Raw genomic sequence first — 23900 nt, 5'->3', positions numbered from 1 at the left:
AGAATAAACGTGGCAAAAAACATTCAAGCCATTCGCGGCATGAACGATTATCTGCCTGGCGAAACCGCCATCTGGCAGCGCATTGAAGGCACACTCAAAAACGTGCTCGGCAGCTACGGTTACAGTGAAATCCGCTTGCCGATTGTAGAGCAGACCCCGTTATTCAAACGCGCGATCGGTGAAGTTACTGACGTGGTTGAAAAAGAGATGTACACCTTTGAGGATCGCAACGGCGATAGCCTGACATTGCGCCCTGAAGGTACGGCGGGCTGTGTACGCGCCGGCATCGAACATGGTCTCCTGTACAATCAGGAACAGCGTTTGTGGTATATCGGCCCGATGTTCCGTCATGAGCGTCCGCAAAAAGGCCGCTACCGTCAGTTCCATCAGCTAGGCGCCGAAGTCTTCGGCTTACAAGGCCCGGATATTGACGCGGAGCTGATTATGCTGACCGCACGCTGGTGGCGCGCGCTGGGCATCGCTGACCACGTTAGCCTGGAGCTGAACTCTATTGGTTCATTAGAGGCGCGTGCGAACTATCGCGATGCGCTGGTCGCGTTCCTCGAACAGCATCAAGAGACGCTGGACGAAGACTGCAAACGCCGTATGTATACCAATCCGCTGCGCGTGCTGGATTCAAAAAATCCGGACGTGCAGGCGCTGCTCAACGACGCGCCCGCTCTCGGCGACTATCTCGATGACGATTCACGCGAGCACTTTTCCGGCCTGTGTAAATTGCTGGACGCGGCGGGGATTGCCTACACCGTCAACCAGCGTCTGGTACGCGGTCTGGATTACTACAACCGCACCGTATTTGAATGGGTAACAAACAGTCTGGGGTCACAAGGCACCGTCTGTGCGGGTGGTCGTTATGACGGTCTGGTGGAACAACTGGGCGGTCGCGCTACCCCGGCAGTGGGCTTTGCGATGGGCCTGGAACGACTTGTTTTGTTAGTTCAGGCAGTTAATCCGGAATTTATTGCCTCTCCTGTTGTCGATATATACCTGGTAGCTGCCGGCGCACAAACGCAGTCTGCGGCAATGACGCTGGCGGAGCGGCTGCGCGATGAAATGCCAGGCGTGAAGCTAATGACAAACCACGGCGGCGGCAACTTTAAGAAACAGTTTGCCCGCGCCGATAAGTGGGGCGCCCGTATTGCACTGGTTCTTGGCGAATCTGAAGTCGCCGATGGGACTGTTGTAGTGAAGGATTTGCGCTCCGGTGAGCAAACGGCAGTGGCGCAGGACAGCGTCGCCGCGCATTTGCGCACTTTATTGGGCTAAGGAGAAGGACAGCGTGGAAATTTACGAGAACGAACACGACCAGGTGGATGCGATTAAACGCTTCTTTGCCGAAAACGGCAAAGCGCTGGCTGTCGGAGTGATTTTAGGGGTTGGCGCGCTGGTTGGCTGGCGTTACTGGAGCAGCCATCAGACGGAGTCCGCGCGTGCTGCTTCTCTGGCGTATCAAAATGCGGTGACGGCGGTAAGCGCCGATAAGCCGGATAGCATTCCCGCCGCTGAAAAATTCGCGGCTGAGAATAAAAATACCTATGGTGCGCTGGCGTCTATGGAACTGGCGCAGCAGTTTGTGGATAAGAATGAACTTAAAAAAGCCGAAGCCCAGTTGCAGCAGGGGTTGGCGGCCACCAGCGATGAAAATCTCAAAGCGGTGATTAATCTGCGTCTCGCTCGCGTTCAGTTGCAGCTTAAGCAAGCTGACGCCGCGCTGAAAACTCTGGATGCCGTTAAAGGCGAAGGATGGACGGCCATTGTCGCTGATTTGCGCGGCGAAGCGTTGCTGAGTAAGGGTGATAAAAAAGGCGCGCGCAGCGCATGGGAAGCGGGCGTCAATAGCGATGCTTCTCCGGCGTTGAGCGAAATGATGCAGATGAAAATCAATAATTTGTCCATCTGAGAGGGACCCGATGCAATTGCGTAAATTACTTCTGCCAGGGTTGCTTTCCGTTACCCTGCTCAGCGGCTGTTCACTGTTTAGCGGCGAAGAAGATGTCGTCAAGATGTCTCCATTACCGCAGGTTGAAAACCAGTTTACCCCGACCACTGTCTGGAGCACCTCTGTCGGTAACGGAATTGGCGAATTTTATTCTAACCTTCATCCGGTAATGGCAGATAACGTGGTCTATGCAGCCGATCGCGCGGGCGTGGTAAAAGCGCTCAATGCGGATGATGGCAAAGAGATCTGGTCTGTGAATCTGGGCGAAAAAGACGGCTGGTTCTCTCGTTCGTCCGCGCTGTTGTCCGGCGGCGTCACGGTCGCGGGCGGTCACGTCTATATCGGCAGTGAAAAGGCCGAGGTTTATGCGCTGAATACCAGCGACGGCACCACAGCATGGCAGACGAAGGTCGCAGGCGAAGCGTTGTCTCGCCCGGTTGTCAGTGATGGAATCGTCCTTATCCATACCAGCAACGGTCAGTTGCAGGCGCTAAATCAGGCGGATGGCGCTATTAAATGGACGGTGAACCTGGATATGCCTTCGCTGTCGCTGCGCGGCGAATCTGCGCCGGCAACCGCGTTCGGCGCGGCTATTGTTGGTGGTGATAATGGCCGCGTCAGCGCCGTGTTGATGCAACAAGGCCAGATGATTTGGCAACAGCGTATCTCCCAGGCCACTGGCCCAACGGAAATTGACCGTCTGAGCGACGTTGATACCACGCCGGTTGTGGTAAACGGTGTCGTTTACGCGTTGGCGTATAATGGTAACTTAACGGCACTGGATCTGCGCAGTGGTCAGATTATGTGGAAACGCGAGCTGGGTTCGGTCAATGACTTTATCGTCGACGGCGACCGTATCTACCTGGTCGATCAGAACGATCGCGTGCTGGCGCTGACCACTGACGGCGGCGTAACGCTGTGGACGCAAAGCGATCTGCTGCACCGTTTGCTGACCTCCCCGGTGCTGTATAATGGTGATTTAGTCGTCGGCGATAGCGAAGGTTATCTGCACTGGATAAATGTTGATGACGGGCGTTTTGTGGCCCAACAAAAAGTAGACAGTTCCGGTTTCCTGACCGAACCGACGGTGGCGGATGGTAAACTGCTCATCCAGGCCAAAGACGGTACGGTCTACGCGATTACGCGTTAATCGTCACGGTTGTGCGTTTTAAAAAACGGCTCCTGGTGTAGGGGCCGTTTTCCTGTTTTTAACAATGGCGCAAAATGCGCGCGTTGTCTGATGATTTTTTTAATGAGGCTTTAAACATGGTACCTGTGGTCGCGCTTGTCGGGCGCCCTAACGTCGGAAAATCCACGCTATTTAACCGTCTGACCCGCACCCGAGATGCGCTGGTTGCGGATTTCCCGGGTCTGACTCGTGACCGTAAGTACGGTCGTGCGGAAGTTGAAGGCCGCGAGTTTATCTGTATCGACACCGGCGGTATTGACGGCACCGAAGACGGCGTCGAAACGCGGATGGCGGAACAGTCGCTGCTGGCGATTGAAGAAGCGGATGTAGTGTTATTCATGGTAGATGCGCGCGCTGGCCTGATGCCGGCGGATGAAGCGATTGCCAAACATCTGCGTTCCCGTGAAAAACCGACCTTCCTGGTGGCGAATAAAACGGATGGTCTCGATCCCGATCAGGCGGTTGTCGATTTTTACTCGCTGGGATTAGGCGAAATTTACCCTATCGCCGCCTCACATGGTCGCGGCGTATTGAGCCTGCTGGAACATGTGCTTCTGCCGTGGATGGATGATGTCGCGCCGCAGGAAGAGGTGGATGAAGACGCGGAATACTGGGCACAGTTTGAGGCGGAACAAAATGGCGAAGAAGCGCCGGAAGATGATTTTGACCCGCAAAGCCTGCCGATCAAGCTGGCGATTGTCGGTCGCCCGAACGTAGGTAAGTCCACACTCACTAACCGTATTCTCGGTGAAGAGCGCGTGGTGGTATACGACATGCCGGGCACCACTCGCGACAGCATTTATATCCCGATGGAACGCGACGAACGGGAATATGTGCTGATTGACACGGCGGGGGTGCGTAAGCGCGGAAAAATCACCGATGCGGTAGAAAAGTTCTCGGTGATTAAAACATTGCAGGCGATTGAAGACGCTAACGTCGTACTGTTGGTTATCGATGCGCGCGAGGGGATCTCCGACCAGGATTTGTCTCTGCTGGGCTTTATCCTCAATAGTGGGCGCTCACTCGTTATCGTAGTCAACAAATGGGATGGCCTGAGCCAGGAAGTCAAAGAGCAGGTGAAAGAGACGCTGGATTTCCGTCTGGGCTTTATTGACTTTGCCCGCGTTCATTTTATCTCTGCGCTACATGGCAGCGGCGTCGGCAACCTGTTTGAGTCCGTACGCGAGGCTTACGACAGCTCCACTCGCCGGGTGAGCACTGCGATGCTGACCCGTATCATGACGATGGCGGTGGAAGATCATCAGCCGCCGCTGGTGCGCGGTCGCCGTGTGAAACTGAAATATGCCCACGCTGGCGGCTATAACCCGCCGATTGTGGTTATTCACGGCAACCAGGTAAAAGATCTGCCAGACTCCTATAAGCGCTATCTGATGAACTACTTCCGCAAGTCGTTGGAAGTGATGGGGACGCCGATTCGCATTCAGTTTAAAGAAGGGGAGAACCCGTATGCGAACAAGCGTAACACACTGACGCCAACGCAAATGCGCAAACGTAAGCGTCTGATGAAACATATCAAAAAAAGCAAGTAATGCTTTTTCAGTAATATTCCAGGCCTGACAAGCGCTGCGCTATCAGGCCTTTCAAGTAAAAGTGAGTCACGCGCCTGAGGAGAATGTTATGGAAATAACCTGCCCCGTTTGCCATCACGCGCTGGAGCGCAATGGCGATACTGCGCATTGCGAGACATGCGCTAAAGATTTCTCGTTACAGGCAATGTGTCCTGACTGCCGCCAGCCGTTACAGGTGTTGAAAGCCTGCGGCGCAGTGGACTATTTTTGCCAGAACGGCCATGGTTTAATTTCAAAAAAACGGGTTAACTTCGTCATTTCCGATCAATAAAACCGCTGTCGACGTTGCGCCGCAGAGCAGAGGCGCCGACGTCTTATCCGGCTAAGGGCAAAAGCGTTATTCGATACTCCCGTAATATCAGCATAGTATCCTGCCCGGCGGCTATTTTATTCTTTTTATTGATTCAATTATTTATAGAGAATATTATTCCCAAAAATTAATATTAGAAATAAATAACAGCCTTCTTTTTATTTATTATATCAATATTATAAGTCTGTTTCATATTAAACTTTTCTTTTTAGGAATATATTTAGGTCTGTTAGTTATGATTCCATCTGAATCATCCATATAATATCTTTTCATCGAGGCGTGTTTATTTAACGACAGGGATATCATATGGTGCGAAGGATTCGCATTCTGGTTTTGCTATTAGTGTCTGGAGTATCGGTTGCGGCTTCCGGCGCAGATAACTCTGTATCTGCAAATGATGAAAGCCACTCCTCCTTGCCTGATTTAGCCAGCGAATCCGCCAAAAAAGAAGAACAGGAAAATAAAGGAAAGTCCTTTAAAGAACAGGGCGCTGACTACTTTATTAATTCCGCCACCCAGGGCTTTGATAATCTCACCCCGGAAGCGCTGGAATCCCAGGCGCGTAGCTATTTGCAAAACCAAATTACTTCCTCAGCACAGTCATATCTTGAAGGCGTAATGTCACCTTATGGCAAGATCCGTACCAGCCTCACCGTGGGCGAAGGCGGCGATCTGGACGGCAGTTCGCTGGATTATTTTATTCCCTGGTATGACAATCAGAGCACGCTTTTCTTTAGCCAGATTTCGGCTCAGCGTAAGGAAGATCGCACCATTGGTAACTTTGGGCTTGGCGTGCGCCAGAACGTCGGCAACTGGCTGCTTGGCGGCAACGCATTCTATGACTACGATTTTACGCGCGGTCACCGTCGATTAGGTCTGGGAACCGAAGCCTGGACAGATTACCTGAAATTCTCCGGCAACTATTACCATCCTCTTTCTGACTGGAAAGACTCCGAAGATTTCGACTTTTATGAAGAACGACCCGCGCGCGGCTGGGATATCCGCATGGAAAGCTGGCTGCCGTTTTATCCGCAGCTTGGCGCTAAATTAGTTTACGAACAGTACTACGGCGATGAAGTAGCGCTGTTTGGCACCGATAATCTGCAAAAAGATCCTCATGCCGTCACTTTGGGGCTGGAATATACGCCGGTACCGCTGGTCACGGTTGGTACGGATTACAAAGCCGGTACTGGCGATAGTAACGATTTTAGCGTTAACGCGACCGTGAACTACCAGATAGGCACGCCGCTGGCGGCGCAGCTCGATCCGGAAAACGTTAAAATTCAGCACTCCTTAATGGGTAGCCGCACCGATTTTGTCGATCGTAACAATTTCATCATTCTCGAATATCGCGAGAAAGATCCGCTGGACGTCACGCTGTGGCTGAAGGCTGACGCCACCAACGAACACCCGGAATGCGTGATTGAAGATACGCCTGAGGCCGCGGTGGGTCTGGAGAAATGTAAGTGGACGGTCAACGCGCTGATTAACCACCATTACAAAATTATTTCTGCTTCCTGGCAGGCGAAAAACAACGCCGCCCGTACGCTGGTGATGCCGGTGGTAAAAGCGAATGCGTTAACCGAAGGCAACAATAACAGCTGGAATCTGGTGCTTCCTGCCTGGGTTAATGCCGATACCGAAGAGCAGCGCACCGCCCTGAACACCTGGAAAGTACGCATGACGCTGGAAGACGAAAAGGGCAATAAGCAGAACTCTGGCGTGGTGGAAATCACCGTCCAGCAGGATCGCAAAATTGAGCTGATCGTCGACAACATTGCCGATACCGATCGCAGCGATCACAGCCATGAAGCCAGCGCGCTGGCCGATGGCGAAGACGGCGTGGTGATGGATCTGCTGATCACCGATTCCTTTGGCGACTCCACGGATCGCAATGGTAACGAACTGGTGGACGATGCCATGACGCCTGAGTTGTACGACAGCAATGATAAAAAAGTCACCCTGGCTCAGACGCCCTGCACCACGGAAACCCCCTGCGTGTTTATTGCCAGTCGTGATAAAGAAGCGGGGACGGTGACGCTTTCCAGCACCCTGCCAGGCACTTTCCGCTGGAAGGCGAAAGCAGACGCCTATGGCGACAGTAACTACGTTGACGTCACTTTTATCGGCGACAACCTGAGCGCGCTGAATGCGGTGATTTATCAGGTCAAAGCCGCCAACCCTGTCAACCTTATCGGCAAAGAAGATAAGCACCCTAGGGTCAATAATACCTACCGTTTCCTGCTGTGGCGCGACAAAAATAAAGACAATGTTTTTCAGATGTCCGAGCAGCTCACGGAAGAAGAGATGGCGCTGTACGACTACCAGTGGGAGTTTACCGGGCAGAGTACAAACGGACATACCGGCGCGTTGGCCAACACCATGAATGAAGATCTTGTCCTGCCAGTAACCAATAAAGAGGCGGCGCAGAAGTTTGCCGCCAATGAGGAAGATGGCGTTCAGGGTTACGGCATACGCGTTACGTATAGCCAGAAATAGCGTCAGCGTTATGGCTGACCAGCCAGCCGCTGAATTTGGAGAAAAAGGAGAGTCTGAATGCAAGCAACAGTAAAACGGCGGCTGACGAAGGTCGCTTTAGCATTAGTGGTTGCCGGATATTGCGCCGCGCCAGCGGTGGCGGCGAACGGTAATCTGAAATCGGGGCAGTGGCAGATTGTCTCTGAACAGACGGGCACCATTCAGGGTACGGTGCCGTGGATTACCCGCGCGGCGGATAAAACTGCTGATACCGACAAAGATCACGTAACGGTAACGGTCAATCGCGGCGATCGTACCGTTGTGACCGAAGGCGATAAGCAGTTCCACGTTGGCGATAAGGTCACGGTGAACTGGGCGATTGGCGATACGGAAGGCGACCTCGACACCGACAACGCCGCCACGAAACAGACGGTGCAGTGGATGAGATACAGCGACCAGAATGGTAGCAATCCCGAAGAGATTGGCACCAAAGGTAGCGATACCTATGAAATTCAGGCGAGTGACGCAGACCATTATATCGGTATCAAAATCACGCCAACCACCACTACCGGTGACCCTGCCGTAGCAACCGAACTGCTGTTGAAAGACCTGTCGACCGATGCGGGCGGTGGTTCGGATGATGACGAAATTCCGGAAGGTCCGGTGGTGGATGACAACGTCCATGTGGTTATTCATGAGAAAGGTTCGAATACCAACCTGTTGAAGAATACAGGGACGACACTCAAAACGAATACCACCTATCAGGTATTGCTGTGGAGCGATAAGAACGGCAACGGCACCTATGATGCCGGTGAAAACGTTACCGACCAGTATGACTACCGCTGGAAATTCGTCGGCAAAAGCGCAATTGCAGGTACTGGTACCGGCGGTATTGTCAACGAAAGCTGGAACGATAAAGACCTTGTCATCCCTCTTACCAACACCGAAGCGAAAGAGGCGTTCGAGGGAGCAGACGGCGGCGTTACCGTGGGTAGCGACGGTGTCCAGGGCTTTGGTTTGTCCATCGACTACAAACGCAAATAAGTTGTCCTCAACATACCACTCCCCGCGGGGAGTGGTATTTTCCGCGCACTTTGCTTAGCCGCGCGCTAAGCAAAGTGGGTTGAATTACGACAGAGAATGAAAACGGGTGGCTATCGCTCATGGACAGGAATCGGCAAGTGAATAAAGTTGTACATTTCTTACTGACATTACTGGTCATGTTTGCAGCGTCGATCGCGCCTGCGCAGGCGCTATTGAAGGGCGGAACCTGGCAAGAGCTGAACTCGACGACCGGCGCGGTTAACGGCACCGCGCCGCTGGCCGACGGGGCCATTATCCCCCTGTATCAGGGCAGTACGTTGCTTGACCCGAGCAAAACCCACGATATTGAATTCAGCGCCATGCCGCGCGATTTTAGCGCGGATGCTACCTCAACCTCGATGCAGGCGGTCAATTCCACCGATACCGAAGGCGATCTCTTTAGCGATCCGCCCACCATCGCCTGGGAAAACCGCCAGCCGCCCGCCATGGGGCTGGTATGGGCCGATGCCGCCACGCCCGACACGCCGCTCTCGCCGCAGCCGGTTCCGAACCTGACCTTTTGCGCCCAAAACCTCGCCGGGCGACAGCTGGTGGCCTGGGCGCAGGTGGAAGATGAAACCAACGTTCCCGCGCTGTGGCTCTTTACGAATACCGGGGTGCCGAATTATGCGACCATTCCGCTGTTAAGCCCGAAAGTGACGCTCAACATTAAACCAGCCACCGACACGCCGGTTACGGTCAGCGGCGATCACGTTGATTCGGCTTTTGAGGCATCAAAAGTGAAGGTAGGGGAGAGCATCACCCTCACCATCACCACCAAAGCGTGCGACGGCACGCCTGAAGGCAACGCGCCGTTTGTCATCCGCCGTAAAGATGCGGAAAACCGCCAGGGTGTGGTCAACAATGCCAACCCGGTTCGCGTTGGCGATACCGAACTTACGACCACCCAAACGGAATATCGCGGCGTCACTGACGCCAACGGCAACGCCACGGTGGTGGTCACCCAGAAGGAAGGCCCCGGCGTCAAAACGCCGCTGGTTGTCAGCTCGGTCAACTTCCCGGCGCTTACGGCTGAAACCGCCGTCATTTTCACCACCATCACCAGTCCGGACAGCGATAAGGCCAGTATGTACGGCCACATGATAGAGAGCGCTACCGCGACGCTGAACGGTATAACCTACACCTTCACCCGCCCGAAGCTGGCGGCGGAAGCGAGCGGCGCTGACAAAAGCGTCGTCGATACCAACGAAACCTGGGCGCTGTTCGACTGGAACGGCGCCGATAACCATTGCAATATTCTGCCGGACGCCGAACAACTGGTGCAGATGCGACATGAGCACAGCACGCTGGCAACGTACACCGGCTGGCCGGCGACGGACGATGCCGAATACTGGTCGTCGACCAAAGATCAGATGAGCGGCTACCACGCTGCCGTACATATGAACAGCGCGTCGGTTGCCAGGGCCGCCGACAGCGACACGCTGCTGGTCAGCTGTGTGGATAAAGCCCAGCCTGCGGCGCACCCGCAGATTACTCTCTCCCCGCAAGGGCCGTATAAAGCGCGGGTAGGAGAGTCGATTGATCTGGTGATGACAGTGGTTGACAGGGACACGCAAAAACCGCTGCCTTACCGTTATATGGAGCTGTTTATCGACCCGGCGAAAAACCGCAAAGGGGAGCATCAGGACGCGTGGGATAACCTGCGGGTCACCGTCGATTCCGAAGGCATGAGCGCCTCCTCGCCGGAGCACTATACCGGCGTGACTGACGTTAACGGCCAGGCGCATCTGACGTTAAAACACGACAGCGGTATGGGGGTCGAAACGCCTATCCGCATCGTGATGCCGGACGACGAAGGCGGCAACGTCGAGCTGCCCTTTAGCGTGATTTTCACCGTAATCACCAGCCCGGACGTGGACGGCGCCAACATGTGGGGCCATATGCGCGGCGTGGTGGACGCGGGCAACCTGTACAAACGCCCGCTGCTGGCGGTGGAGGCCAGCCATAAAGACGGCCAGTTCGACGAAAACAACGAACAGTGGGCGACATTTAACTCCGTGGCGTCGGCCACCGCGCAGTGCGGTACCGGCCAGGTGCCGGATCAGTCGTCGCTGGCGCATTTGTACAGCGAGCATCCGAGCGGACAGATGGAAAGCGAACACGGCTGGCCGACCGAAGATTATTTCATCGCCGCCGACAATGACGCCTCCGGGACGGTACACGTCAACCTCGAAAACGGCGATAGCGGCAAATTTACCGATACGCCGAACTACCTGACCTGCTCGGCCAACGAAATGGTGGCGGTGCTGGACGTCTATTTCAACGACGACCCGGCGACCAAAAACGCCGATATGACCGCCAAAGTGGGTGAACAGATTAAGCTGAACATCCATTCGCGCAACGCTCTTAACGGCATGGCGATCGCCAATACCGACTTCACCATCACCATGGCGAACGGCAGGCGGCGCGACGGGCTGACGACCGGTTTTACCGATACCAGCAACGGCGAGATGCAGTTTGACGGCGTCGGCTACGTTGCCGGACAGGTTTATCAGGGGATCACCGACGCCAACGGCGATGCGACCATTATCCTCACCCAGGATAAGGGCGTGGGGCTGCTGACGCAGTTAAGCATCGTGCCCGTCGATTCATACATCAATACGCCGGTTTCCCGCAGCGTGAAGTTTACCGTCGCCACCAGCCCGGATACGGCAAAAGCCAAAATGTGGGGCCATATGGCCGACACAATTACCGTGGGTGACTGGACCTTTGAGCGGCCCAAACTGGCGGGTGAAGTGAGCAACCCGCTGCGTACCCAGGACGAGAGCAATGAGACCTGGACGCGTGTGGCCCACACCGACGCGGCGAGCAACCCGGATGCGGGCGGCTGCGCGGCGAACCGCCTGCCGCGCATCGACCAGCTTGAGGCGCTGTACAACGCCAACAGCGGCGGCAAAATTAACGGCATTCAGGGCTGGCCAGTCTATCTTAACTATTGGTCGTCCACCTACCAGAGCGCCACCACCTGGAAACTGATCGCGCTGGCGAACGGCAGTGAATTTGCCAACAGCAACGTCTCGATTTACACCAGCTGCCTGGCCAGCGACAACCCGGTACCAGCCGCCATCACCATTGAACCGGTCGATCCATCGCTGTGGTACGACGGCAGCGACGTGCATGCAGTCAAAGTGAAAAAGGGCGATACCCTACAGCTCAAGGTGACGGTGAAGGACGCCAGCGGCAACCCGATCCCGGAAGCGCCGTTTGTGCTCACCCGCGGCGACGGTTACGATCGCCGGGGCGAAAAGTATACCGCCCAGGACGGTGACGATCTGCAAGGCATCGTGACGCCCGTGGTGATCGACGGCGAATCGCTGGCCTGGACCACCACCAAAATGGGGTCGCAGACCGGCCCTGACGGCACCCGCATTATTAGTGTTACCCGCCCGGACACCCACGGCACCCGCACCGCGATTAACGCGACGCTGTATGAAAATGCCGCCGTGAGCGCCAGCATCGACACCATCTTTACCGTCGTCACCAGCCCGGATGTCGGCGTCGCCCGCATGTGGGGGCATATGGCGCCGTCGCTGACGGCGGCAGATGGTGCGGTGTACCAGCGCCCGCTGTTGTACGCTGAGCTGGCCAGTACGGACAATACTACGACTAAGCAAGAAACCAACGAAACCTGGGCGGTTTTTCATGGGCCAGCCAGTGAAGGGGCAAATCCGGCCCGCTGCGCGGCGGGCTATTACCCTGCCGTTGAGGCGCTGGATTCGCTCTACAGCAAATACCCGAACCGAACGATAAATACTGCCCAGGGCTGGCCGGTCTACTATTCTTACTGGAGCGGATCGAACTCGACGTCACTCTCCAGCGGGGCAAAAGTTGACTTCTATTACGCAGTCGATCTGGCTGATGGTTCGCGTCGGTCAGAAAACAGCTCGCCCAGCATTGCCTGGCAGTACCAAATTTGCGCCAGGACGCCGATACCGCAGGCCACGCAGATCACCCTCACCTCCCCGCAGGCGATGGATGACGCTATTCAGGCGGTGAAGGCGAAAAACAGCGAGTCGATCCCGCTGCTCATCACCACTACCGATGCGATGGGCAACCCGGTGCCTTATACGGCTTTTTCGCTTAAACGCGACGCCGGGACGCCGCGCAACACTGACTATAATAAATTTGTAGCCACTAACGGCACCAACATGACGGTGACGCCGCTCGCCGGTGCGCAGCAACAGTTTTACTATGCCACATCGGCTCTGACCGGCACCACCGGCGCGGACGGTACGCTGACTCTGACACTTGCCGAACCCGGCGGCATAGGGTTGAAAAACCTGCTGACCGCGAGTCTGTACGATACGCCGACGGCGACCTCATCGCTGCCGGTGGTGTTCACCGTCCTCACCAGCCCGGACAGCGACAAGGCCAACATGTACGGCCATATGCCGGAGACCTTCACCGCCAGCAACGGTGCGGAGTTTAAGCGCCCGCTGGTGGTAGGCGAGCCCTCATCGGAGGCGCACACGGATACCTATTTCGAAACCAATGAATACTGGATCATGGTGAATAATTTTAATACCGGTAATTACGGTGGGTGCCCGATGAACCAGATGGCTGCGATGGATGATTTCACGGCGCTGTACAACGATCACCCAGGCGGCAAGGTGGCGACCGATATTGGATTGCCCGTCGGGAAGCGGTGGTGGGCTGGCGATAGCCTGCTGAAAGGCTCAACCCTTTACTGGCAGTATAAAGATCTCAAGACGGGGAAAAACTACAGCATGTCGGAAAACCCGGGTAACTACTACTTACAACTCTGCCTGACAACATCGCGCAGCGGGCTGAATATCGCGCTCTCTTCCGACGCATGGAACGCCGATAAATCAGCGGCCGTGGCGAAAAAAGGCGAAACGATACCGATGACGGTAACGGTGACTAACGACGACGGGCAGCCGCAGGCCGGGGTGGCCGTACTGTTGACGCGTGGATACGCTTATTCGCGCGGTGCGGTGGATAAGCAATACATTGATCCCGGCGTGATTGGCGAGCCGGTTCCGTTTACAACTTCGCCAGCGAATATGATGCTGACGCCGGTTGCACCTGCGGCGGGTGCGGCAGTGGCGTTTAATAACCAGAATGGCCTCAGCACAAAATGGTCTGGCTTCACTGGCGATGACGGTAAGTTGCGGTTTACGTTAACTCAGGATAAATCGTCGGGGTTAAAAACGTCTGTCACGGCGGCGCTTGCGAATCAATTTGATGAGGCGGCGAGCGTGGATGCAATCTTTACGGTACAAACCAGCCCGGATACGCCGTATGCGTCATACTGGGGTCATATGCCGGATACCGTGCAGGTGAACGGCGTTACGCTGCGCCGCCCGTATCTGAAAGCCGAGCTCTCTGCCATGCCCCAGTATACCTGGCTGATGACTAACGAATACTGGGCGTCGAACTATTATTATCAGTCCGAGCACGTTGAAACATCGCTGACACATCTTTGCGGATCGCAGGAAAATATGGCCTCGCTGGACGATCTGAAAGCGTTGCAGAGCGTTATCAGCACGTTGCAATGGCCGACGACATCGTCCTGGGATTATGTGTCGCAAGATGAAGGTCAAAGCAATAAGGTCTACTGTTCATTTAACGAAACGACCGGCCAGACAACCTGTAATCGTGAAAAATCGACGACCTCGGGCTTAGGCTCGTGCCGGGTGCCGTAGTGAATGGGGCCGGGAGCGCCTTTGAATGTTGGGTGACGCATTGCGTCGCCCAACCTGGGTATCCCTTGCGGCTGGCGTTGTTCCGGTAGCGATGCATTTTTACGTTTTTGTATTCACGGAATGAACTGCAACGAAATGGACCTTTCTCAGGTACGTCAGTGAAATCGAAAAAGTGTGTCGGTTTTTTATTCTGGCTGCTGCTATGCGCCCTCAGTTTAACGCCTTTCTTCGCGCAGGCCGTGCGAAGCAGCGGCGCATGGCAGGAACTCACTGAGCAAACTGCGGCTATTAACGGCACTCCGCCTCAGGCCGACAGTGTAACGATCCCGGTATATCAGGGCAGCGTTCAGTTGCGCTCTGATGCGGCGAATCCTGTAGCTCGTTAGGCTGGCCGACGCAGGGCTATCCCTCTTTATCTAAATCAACCTCGAGCGGCGGCATGTATTGCGGCGTGGATGAGAATACCAGGCAACAAAACTGCGCCATTAAGCCGACAAGCACAGCAGGTTATGCGACGTGTGTGGAGTAACGTATTACGCGTCTGGCGCTACCTATATACTCTAAATAATTCGAGTTGCAGGAAGGCGGCAAGCGAGCGAATCCCCGGAAGCTTACTAAAGTAAGTGACTGGGGTGAGGGAACGCAGCCGCAGCACATGCAACTTGAAGTATGACGAGTATATTTAAAACAACGCCAGGTGTCGCATGATAATTACCCCTTTTTGCCTCACGCATCTATTTATCTCAATATATGAAATCATTAAATGATATTCACAATATAAATATATATAAAAGAGATGGATATATTTATATCAATTATAAATTAATCAAAAGTTGACCCGATATTGAAATAGGCCTTGAAATTGGTTAATAATTTGGCTTTGATAATATATTGTTACAGGTGATTGCAATCATTCATAAAACCATATTTTTATCATTTATTATTTATCTCATTTATATACACCATTTAAAAGCTATTTACAGCCAATCAAAATCCAGTTTGCTTCGTGAACGTTATTAAAAGGAAATTTAAAAATTGAACAGGACCTACAGTATTGTCTGGAGCGCCGTGCGAAATATGTATGTTGTGGCTTCAGAACTGGCGCGAGGCCACAGCAAAGTTAAAGCGCAAGTATGCGCGAGTGAAACCCATTCCCCAAATAAAAAGTCCGAATATGGACAAATAATAAAAGCAACGCGCAATGTGCTGGCTTGCGCCGTGGCTGCGGCGCTCGGATTTTTCAGCCCGCTGGCCATGGCCGACAATCAAGTGTCCTACATTGACGGAACCAAGCATGACCTGAGCACAGAAACGTCTCCAATCTCTTATTCAGGTACCGGCCAGGGTACAGCACTGTCTCTGGAAGGTCTGCCAACGGATAAGGGGGGCTGGCAGGCAACGTCGGGTACAGGCACGGATGTTGTGATTGAAACAGACGGCGGTGGAGACATCCTCTCAGGTAGTACTCGTGCGATCGGCACGGCGGTTTCGCTTAACAAAGGGGCGACGCTTAACCTTACCGACGCACAAATCACTACGACAGGAATCTACACTGCCGGCATCGATCTCAAAGAACAAAGTAGCATGACACTAACGGGGGGAATCATCCAGATCGGGGGGAACTATGGTGTCCTGACGCTCAATGGCGAGTCAAAAGCAACCTTGATAGGGACTGAGGTTAAGGCGACAACGGAAAATACCAGTGACTTAACATCGCAAGAAGGAAGTACGCTGAGAATTGAGGGCGGCAGCACAATCACGCTGACAAACGGCCAGGTGCGTGTGGTTGGCGATACGACATACAACTCCTGGCTGGAGGTGGACGGTAGTGCAGTTAGTTCCACGGGTACAGACAGTACTGTTATTGCGTCCAACAAGGGCGTTCTTGATATTACGAACTCTACCGTCACGCACGATAATGCCAAAGGCGCCGCCATTGAGGCCGCTAACGCCTCAACGGTGAATATTTCCGGCAAAAAAAGTTTGATGGTCATCACCTCCGAAGATATAGGCATTAAAAGCGCGAGATCTTCCGTCAAAATTAATGGCGCCACCGTCGGAGCCAAAGGCGATGGCATTTTGATGACCACGGGAGGCAGCAGTTTTTACAGCAATATCTCCGGGCTGACGGTCGAAAATGCGGACGTGACCTCAGACAACGCCGCCGCGCTGCACGTTGATAAAAACACGGTGATAGAAACGCCCATTACATTAACCGACAGCACATTGACCGGCCCAACGGCTATTAAACTGGATAATGCGGCAACCGTAGAGGCCAAAAACACAACGCTGAATGGCAACATTGAGACGGGGAGCACAGTATCGGCCTTGTCGCTGGCCGAAAAATCCTCACTGCAAGGGAGCGTCAACGGCCTGAACAGTTCATTGACGCTCGACGACACCAGCCTGTGGAACATGACCGACCCGTCAATCATCGGCAATCTGACCAACGACGGCGGCATTACGCTGGGCAACGCGAGCGGTTCGACAGGTACGCTACTGACGGTGGACAATACCCTGACTTTGCAGGATGACAGCCAGATAAACGCGACGTTGGATACCGCCAACAGCTCGCCAATTATCAAAGCCGCCAACGTCACGCTGGGCGGGACGCTGAACCTTAGCTCAACGGCCACCTTTGTCGCGCCCGAAACCGACGAACACTTTGGATCGGTCACGCTGATTGATTCGCAAACCGCGATCACTACCGATTTTGACAGCGTAACGCTGGATGCCGACACCTCCGCTATACCGGATTACCTTACGATCAACGCGGGCGTTGATGCGAATGATAATACCAACTACGAGTTGTCTACGGGCTTGAGTTGGTACGCGGGCGCAAATTCTGCGCGCGCTGCGCATGGCACTTTTACCGTTGATGCAGACAGTACCTTTACCGTCACCAGCGAACTGGACGAAACCACGGCTAACTCCAACTGGAACGGCAGCAAGCTAACCAAACAAGGCGACGGCACGCTGATCCTCAGCAACACCGGCAACGACTACGGCGACACTGAAATTGTCGGCGGCATTCTGGCCGCCAAAGACGCCGCCTCGCTCGGCACTGGCGATGTGACGATTGCAGAAAACGCAACGCTTGCGCTGAGCCAGGGAACGCTGGATAACAACGTGACCGGCGAGGGCCAAATTGTCAAAAGCGGTAGCGATGAGCTGATCGTGACCGGCGATAACAATTACTCCGGCGGCACCACTATTTCCGGCGGTACGCTGACGGCTGACCATGCGGATTCGCTGGGCAGCGGCGATATCGACAACAGCGGCGTACTTCAGGTGGGCGAGGGCGAGCTGGAAAATACGCTTTCCGGCAGCGGCTCGCTGGTGAAAACCGGTACGGGCGAGCTGACGTTAAGCGGCGATAACAGTTACTCCGGCGGCACCACTATCTCTGACGGCACGCTGATTGCCGCCAACGTCAACGCGCTGGGCAGCGGCGATATCGACAACAGTGGTACGCTGAAGCTGGAAGCGGAGGGCGAATTCAACCTTGCAAATGTCACGACCCAGTCTGGAGCAACGACTGAGCTGGCCAAAGGTACGACGCTCAACGTCGACTCGCTGACTCAGCAAGCCGATAGTACGCTGAATATTGACCTCAGTAAGGCCAACGGTGAAAGCGCCATTACCGCCGACAGCGTCACGCTGGGCGGCACTCTGAATGTTACCGGCATCGGCAGCGTTACGGACAGTTGGACGCCTGAGGCATACACCTACACGCTGATTGACAGCGACAGCGCCATTACGAGCGATTTCGACGATCTGACCATTGCAGGGATGAACCGCGAAGATGTTGACTTCCTGACTATCGACGGAAAAGTCGATGAAACGGACAACACCAACTATGACCTGACGGCCTCCCTTTCCTGGTATGCGGACAGAGACAACGCCACTACCGACGCCCACGGCACCTTTACCCTGAGCGACCCTGACGGCAGCTTTAACGTTGCGGCTACACTGACAGACGTTGATGACACGCTGGATCCGGGTAGCAGATGGGACGGTAAATCGCTGACCAAAGAAGGCGCAGGCACGCTGATCCTCTCCGGCGACAACGACTACAGCGGCGGCACCACCATCAATGAGGGTACGCTGGTCGCCGCCAGTACGACGGCGCTGGGCACCGGTCTGGTAGACAATAACGCCACGCTGGTGCTGGACGCAGACGGTGAAGTCAGCGCGGTGGGCGGCATCACCACTCATAGCGGCGCGACGACCCAACTGGCGCTCGGCACCTCGTTGGATCTCGGCGACAGTGCGTTAATTCAGCAAGATGGCAGTACGCTGAACGTTGAGCTGAATAGTGACTCAGTGCAACCGCTGATCACCGGCGGCAGCGCCACGCTTGGCGGCGATTTGGTCGTCAGCGACGCCAGCCTGCAAGTGCGCGCCTCCGACGCGGAGTTCCAGTCCTTTAAACTGATGGATATGGACAGCGATATCAGCGGCGACTTTACCAGCCTGACGATGAACCTCACTGACCAGCCGGACTATCTGACCGTAACCGGGACAATCAATCCTGAAGATGCGTCAGAATATCTGCTTACCGAAGGGCTGAGCTGGAATGCGACCGCCACGTCAGCGACGCCAGCACACGGCACGTTTACTCTGGGCGCAGGCGACAGTTTTGAAGTCACCAGCGTACTGGGCGATAAAACCGGCAACGGCGATTGGGACGGTAAATCGCTGACCAAACTGGGCGCGGGTAAATTGACGCTGAGCGGCGCGAACACCTATAGCGGCGATACCAACGTACAGGAAGGCACGCTGTGGCTGGCCGGAGACGGTACGATTGGCGAAGTGGGCAGCCAGCAGGCGGTGAACGTCGCCTCCGGGGCGACCTTCGGCGGCAGCAACGGTACGACCGTTAACGGTAAGGTGACCAACGAAGGGACGCTGGTCTTTGGCGACAGCGAGGAAACAGGCGCCATCTTCACCCTCAATGGCGATCTGATCAACATGGGGACAATGACCAGCGGTAGCAGCTCCAGCACGCCTGGCAATACGCTTTATGTTGATGGCAATTACACCGGCAACGGCGGCTCGCTTTACCTGAATACCGTCCTGGGCGACGATGATTCGGCGACCGATAAGTTGGTGATTACCGGCGATGCCTCCGGCACCACCGATCTGTACATCAACGGCATCGGCGATGGAGCACAGACCACTAACGGTATCGAAGTGGTGGATGTTGGCGGCGTATCGACCAGCGATGCGTTTGAGCTAAAAAATGAGGTTAACGCCGGTCTCTATACCTACCGTCTGTACTGGAATGAAAGTGACAACGACTGGTATCTGGCGTCAAAAGCACAGTCTGATGATGACGACAGCGGCGGTGATGACACGCCTTCGGATGGCGGTGACGATGGCGGTAATGTCACGCCTCCGGACGACGGCGGCGATGGCGGTAATGTCACGCCTCCGGACGACGGCGGCGACGGCGGCGATGTCACGCCTCCGGACGATGGCGGCGATGTCGCACCGCAGTACCGTGCGGATATCGGCGCGTACATGGGCAACCAGTGGATGGCGCGCAACCTGCAAATGCAGACCCTCTATGACCGCGAGGGCAGCCAGTATCGTAATGCCGATGGCAGCGTATGGGCGCGCTTCAAAGCGGGTAAAGCGGAATCCGAGGCTGTCAGCGGCAATATCGATATGGACAGCAACTACTCCCAGTTCCAGTTAGGCGGCGACATTCTGGCCTGGGGTAACGGCCAGCAGAGCGTTACCGTTGGCGTCATGGCGAGCTACATCAACGCCGATACCGACAGCACCGGTAACCGTGGCGCAGACGGTAGCCAGTTCACCAGTAGCGCCAACGTAGACGGCTACAACCTCGGTGTCTATGCCACCTGGTTTGCCGATGCCCAAACGCATAGCGGCGCGTATGTCGATAGCTGGTATCAATACGGTTTCTACAACAACAGCGTAGAGAGCGGTGATGCGGGATCTGAATCTTATGATTCAACCGCTAACGCTGTCTCGCTGGAAACCGGTTATCGCTACGATATTGCGCTTAGCAACGGCAATACTGTCAGTCTGACGCCGCAGGCGCAGGTTGTCTGGCAGAATTACTCAGCGGATAGCGTGAAAGATAACTACGGCACCCGGATCGATGGTCAGGATGGCGACAGTTGGACAACGCGCCTGGGTCTGCGTGTTGACGGCAAGCTGTACAAAGGCAGCCGTACGGTTATCCAGCCGTTTGCTGAAGCTAACTGGCTGCACACCAGCGATGATGTGTCGGTATCGTTTGATGATGCCACGGTGAAACAGGATCTTCCGGCTAACCGTGCGGAGCTGAAAGTGGGTCTGCAGGCAGATATCGATAAGCAGTGGAGCGTTCGCGCTCAGGTTGCCGGGCAGACTGGCAGCAATGACTTTGGCGATCTGAACGGTAGCCTCAATCTGCGCTATAACTGGTAAGCTAGACAAAACCGGGCGGGCGTTCCCTGCCCGGTTTTGAGGCGAATGACAAACCGGTTGATCGTCGGATTGTGGTTACACCTTATCCGACGTGGCGCGTAGGTTGGCTGAGGCGAAGTCGAAACCCAACATCGCGCTGCAAAGGGTGGGGGAGCGTTGGATTACGTGCCCGGCGTGACGGATTTGACTTCACTTTCAAGCCAGCCGTCCTCCAGTCGCGTAGTCATAATATCGCCTGCTTTGACCTGTTTGATCTTTTTCAGCACCTTGCCGTTCGTTGTCGTCGAAACCGTATAGCCGCGCGCCAGCGTGGCTAACGGGCTGACCGCCTCCAGATGCGTGACCGCGTTGCCGAAACGCTCGCGCTGTTCGCTTAACCGTGAGCGGATATTCTCCGTCAGACGATATTCCAGCTGTTGGATGCGCGACTGCGCGCGGTGAATGCGCGGCTGCGGATTTTGCTGGCTCAGGCGTTGACTTACGCGCTGTTGGCGCTGAGTGGCCTGCTTAATCCTGGCCTCAAGCGCAAATCCCATCCGTTGGCGTAGACGTTCCAGGGCGGTTTGCTGACGGGCCAGACGCAGTTGCGGATGTTGCTGTTGCAGACGGTGAAAAATCTGCATGAAACGACGGCTACGGTTGGCGAGGTAGTAGTCCATCGCCATGCCCAGACGCTGCTGGGCGGATTGAATCTGGCGCAACAACTCCTGCTGGTTGCGGCTGACAATTTCTGCCGCTGCTGATGGCGTAGGCGCGCGCAGGTCGGCGACAAAATCAGCTATCGTGACGTCGGTTTCGTGGCCGACGGCGCTGACTACCGGAATGCGGCTGGCAAAAATCGCCCGCGCCACGCGTTCGTCGTTAAAACTCCACAAATCTTCCAGCGAACCGCCGCCGCGTCCGACGATCAGTACATCACACTCGCCCCGCGCGTTCGCCAGTTCGATAGCACGAACGATCTGCCCCGGCGCGTCGTCGCCCTGTACCGCGGTTGGATAGATAATAACGGGCAGGGATGGGTCACGACGCTTCAGCACATGGAGAATATCGTGCAGCGCCGCGCCGGTTTTCGAGGTGATCACCCCCACGCAGTGGGCCGGGGAGGGCAACGGCTGTTTATGCTGCTGATCGAACAAGCCTTCGGCATGGAGTTTGGCTTTTAGCTGCTCATACTTCTGCTGCAACAAGCCTTCGCCAGCCGGCTGCATACTTTCGGCGATGATTTGATAATCGCCGCGCGGCTCGTACAGCGTGATATTGGCGCGTACCAGCACCTGCTGCCCGTGCTGCGGACGGAACGTCACCCGGCGGTTGCTGTTACGGAACATCGCACAGCGCACCTGAGCGGTATCGTCTTTGAGCGTAAAGTACCAGTGACCCGACGCAGGCTGCGTGAAATTAGAAATCTCGCCGCTGATCCATACCTGTCCCATCTCCTGTTCTAACAGCAGACGAACCGTCTGGTTAAGGCGGCTTACGGTAAAAATTGAGGAAGTTTGAGAGGATAACATGTGAGCGGGATCAAATTCTAAATCAGCAGGTTATTCAATCGATAGTAACCTGCTCACGGGGGATCGCAAGCACTATTTGCAAAAAAATGTAGATGCAACCGATTACGTTCTGTATAATGCCGCGGCAATATTTATTAACCTCCCAGGTGAGATATTGCCCATGCTACGTATCGCTAAAGAAGCCCTGACGTTTGACGACGTCCTCCTTGTTCCCGCTCACTCCACCGTTTTGCCGAATACTGCCGATCTCAGCACGCAGTTGACGAAAACTATTCGTCTGAATATTCCTATGCTTTCTGCGGCGATGGACACCGTGACGGAAGCGCGCCTGGCAATTGCCCTGGCACAGGAAGGCGGCATCGGTTTTATCCACAAGAACATGTCTATCGAGCGCCAGGCTGAAGAAGTTCGCCGCGTGAAGAAACACGAGTCCGGCGTAGTGACCGACCCGCAGACCGTCCTGCCAACCACCACGTTGCATGAAGTGAAAGCCCTGACCGAGCGTAACGGTTTTGCGGGCTATCCGGTGGTGACTGAAGATAACGAGCTGGTGGGTATCATCACCGGTCGTGACGTGCGTTTTGTGACTGACCTGAACCAGCCGGTAAGTGTCTACATGACGCCGAAAGAGCGTCTGGTGACTGTTCGTGAAGGCGAAGCCCGTGAAGTCGTGCTGGCAAAAATGCACGAAAAACGCGTAGAAAAAGCGCTGGTCGTTGATGATAACTTCCATCTGCTTGGCATGATTACCGTAAAAGATTTCCAGAAAGCGGAACGTAAACCAAACTCCTGTAAAGATGAGCAGGGCCGTTTACGTGTCGGCGCGGCGGTCGGCGCAGGCGCGGGCAACGAAGAGCGCGTTGACGCGCTGGTGGCGGCAGGCGTTGACGTCCTGCTGATCGACTCCTCTCACGGTCATTCAGAAGGTGTTCTGCAACGTATCCGTGAAACCCGTGCTAAATATCCTGACCTGCAAATCATCGGCGGCAACGTCGCCACTGGCGCAGGCGCTCGCGCACTGGCGGAAGCCGGTTGCAGCGCGGTGAAAGTGGGTATCGGCCCTGGCTCTATCTGTACCACCCGTATCGTGACTGGTGTGGGCGTTCCGCAAATCACCGCTGTTTCTGACGCAGTTGAAGCGCTGGAAGGCACCGGGATTCCGGTTATCGCTGACGGCGGTATCCGTTTCTCCGGCGATATCGCCAAAGCCATCGCCGCAGGCGCGAGCGCGGTAATGGTGGGCTCTATGCTGGCCGGTACCGAAGAATCCCCGGGCGAAATCGAACTCTACCAGGGCCGTTCGTACAAATCTTACCGCGGCATGGGCTCGCTGGGCGCGATGTCCAAAGGTTCCTCCGACCGTTACTTCCAGAGCGACAACGCCGCCGACAAACTGGTGCCGGAAGGTATCGAAGGCCGCGTAGCCTATAAAGGTCGCCTGAAAGAGATCATTCACCAGCAGATGGGCGGCCTGCGCTCCTGTATGGGGCTGACCGGTTGTGCTACCATCGACGAACTGCGTACTAAAGCGGAGTTTGTGCGTATCAGCGGTGCGGGTATCCAGGAAAGCCACGTTCACGACGTGACCATCACCAAAGAGTCCCCGAACTACCGTCTGGGCTCCTGATTTTCTTCGCCCGACCTTCGCGTCG

The 23900-nt window shown here is 55.2% G+C and carries 11 protein-coding genes and 1 pseudogene; 11 read left to right on the top strand and 1 reads right to left on the bottom strand.

What is annotated here, in order from left to right; translation table 11 throughout:
• Positions 1-9 precede the first annotated feature (9 nt).
• The 10 genes and pseudogenes from hisS to shdA all read left to right on the top strand — a co-directional run bounded on the left by hisS (position 10) and on the right by shdA (position 20737).
• Positions 10-1284 (top strand): histidine--tRNA ligase, encoded by a 1275-nt coding sequence (hisS, locus tag ACLJPQ_RS14845; RefSeq protein WP_023195324.1) that lies wholly within the window; start codon positions 10-12, stop codon positions 1282-1284.
• Between the two features lie 13 nt (positions 1285-1297).
• Entirely contained in the window at positions 1298-1918 is a 621-nt protein-coding gene (locus ACLJPQ_RS14840) for a YfgM family protein (RefSeq protein WP_000409190.1), read from the top strand.
• Positions 1919-1928: 10 nt separating this feature from the next.
• Entirely contained in the window at positions 1929-3107 is a 1179-nt protein-coding gene (gene bamB, locus ACLJPQ_RS14835; RefSeq protein WP_001177072.1) for an outer membrane protein assembly factor BamB, read from the top strand.
• Positions 3108-3223: 116 nt separating this feature from the next.
• Positions 3224-4696: a ribosome biogenesis GTPase Der gene (gene der / locus ACLJPQ_RS14830; protein WP_000249411.1), complete on the top strand. Its 1473-nt coding sequence runs from the start codon at positions 3224-3226 to the stop codon at positions 4694-4696.
• An 88-nt stretch (positions 4697-4784) separates the two neighbouring features.
• On the top strand, positions 4785-5006 hold the full coding sequence (locus tag ACLJPQ_RS14825) for a zinc ribbon domain-containing protein (RefSeq protein ID WP_000406469.1): 222 nt from the start codon (positions 4785-4787) through the stop codon (positions 5004-5006).
• Between the two features lie 345 nt (positions 5007-5351).
• A complete protein-coding gene (gene sinH, locus ACLJPQ_RS14820) occupies positions 5352-7544 on the top strand; it encodes an intimin-like inverse autotransporter SinH (RefSeq protein WP_080184823.1) in 2193 nt (730 codons plus the stop codon).
• A 57-nt stretch (positions 7545-7601) separates the two neighbouring features.
• The gene (locus ACLJPQ_RS14815) at positions 7602-8567 is read left to right on the top strand and encodes a SinI family autotransporter-associated protein (protein WP_080184824.1); all 966 of its coding nucleotides are present in this window, start codon (positions 7602-7604) and stop codon (positions 8565-8567) included.
• Positions 8568-8686: 119 nt separating this feature from the next.
• Positions 8687-14293 (top strand): DUF823/DUF824 repeat adhesin RatA, encoded by a 5607-nt coding sequence (gene ratA, locus ACLJPQ_RS14810; protein ID WP_138010042.1) that lies wholly within the window; start codon positions 8687-8689, stop codon positions 14291-14293.
• 158 nt (positions 14294-14451) lie between these two features.
• Positions 14452-14670 (top strand): annotated as a pseudogene (locus tag ACLJPQ_RS14805) (hypothetical protein); the annotation flags it as partial.
• 658 nt (positions 14671-15328) lie between these two features.
• Positions 15329-20737: a fibronectin-binding autotransporter adhesin ShdA gene (gene shdA / locus ACLJPQ_RS14800; protein WP_080184826.1), complete on the top strand. Its 5409-nt coding sequence runs from the start codon at positions 15329-15331 to the stop codon at positions 20735-20737.
• A gap of 161 nt (positions 20738-20898) precedes the next feature.
• Here the strand turns inward: shdA and xseA are convergent, their stop codons facing one another.
• The gene (xseA, locus tag ACLJPQ_RS14795) at positions 20899-22248 is read right to left on the bottom strand and encodes an exodeoxyribonuclease VII large subunit (RefSeq protein ID WP_080184827.1); all 1350 of its coding nucleotides are present in this window, start codon (positions 22246-22248) and stop codon (positions 20899-20901) included.
• Between the two features lie 160 nt (positions 22249-22408).
• Here xseA and guaB point away from each other — a divergent pair, with 160 nt between their 5' ends.
• The gene (guaB, locus tag ACLJPQ_RS14790; protein ID WP_000944174.1) at positions 22409-23875 is read left to right on the top strand and encodes an IMP dehydrogenase; all 1467 of its coding nucleotides are present in this window, start codon (positions 22409-22411) and stop codon (positions 23873-23875) included.
• The last annotated feature ends 25 nt before the right edge of the window (positions 23876-23900 follow it).

This window comes from Salmonella sp. SAL04213, assembly GCF_046550535.1.
GTDB lineage: Bacteria > Pseudomonadota > Gammaproteobacteria > Enterobacterales > Enterobacteriaceae > Salmonella > Salmonella enterica.
The sequence above is the reverse complement of the archived record's forward strand: the minus strand, read 5'-3'. Positions and strand labels throughout refer to the sequence as shown.

Bases quoted from the DNA above. Each gene is read 5' to 3' on its own strand.
- bamB (WP_001177072.1), top strand. From the start codon at position 1,929: ATGCAATTGCGTAAATTACTTCTGCCAGGGTTGCTTTCCGTTACCCTG.
- der (WP_000249411.1), top strand. From the start codon at position 3,224: ATGGTACCTGTGGTCGCGCTTGTCGGGCGCCCTAACGTCGGAAAATCC.
- ACLJPQ_RS14825 (WP_000406469.1), top strand. From the start codon at position 4,785: ATGGAAATAACCTGCCCCGTTTGCCATCACGCGCTGGAGCGCAATGGC.
- sinH (WP_080184823.1), top strand. From the start codon at position 5,352: ATGGTGCGAAGGATTCGCATTCTGGTTTTGCTATTAGTGTCTGGAGTA.
- ACLJPQ_RS14815 (WP_080184824.1), top strand. From the start codon at position 7,602: ATGCAAGCAACAGTAAAACGGCGGCTGACGAAGGTCGCTTTAGCATTA.
- ratA (WP_138010042.1), top strand. From the start codon at position 8,687: ATGGACAGGAATCGGCAAGTGAATAAAGTTGTACATTTCTTACTGACA.
- xseA (WP_080184827.1), bottom strand. From the start codon at position 22,248: ATGTTATCCTCTCAAACTTCCTCAATTTTTACCGTAAGCCGCCTTAAC.
- guaB (WP_000944174.1), top strand. From the start codon at position 22,409: ATGCTACGTATCGCTAAAGAAGCCCTGACGTTTGACGACGTCCTCCTT.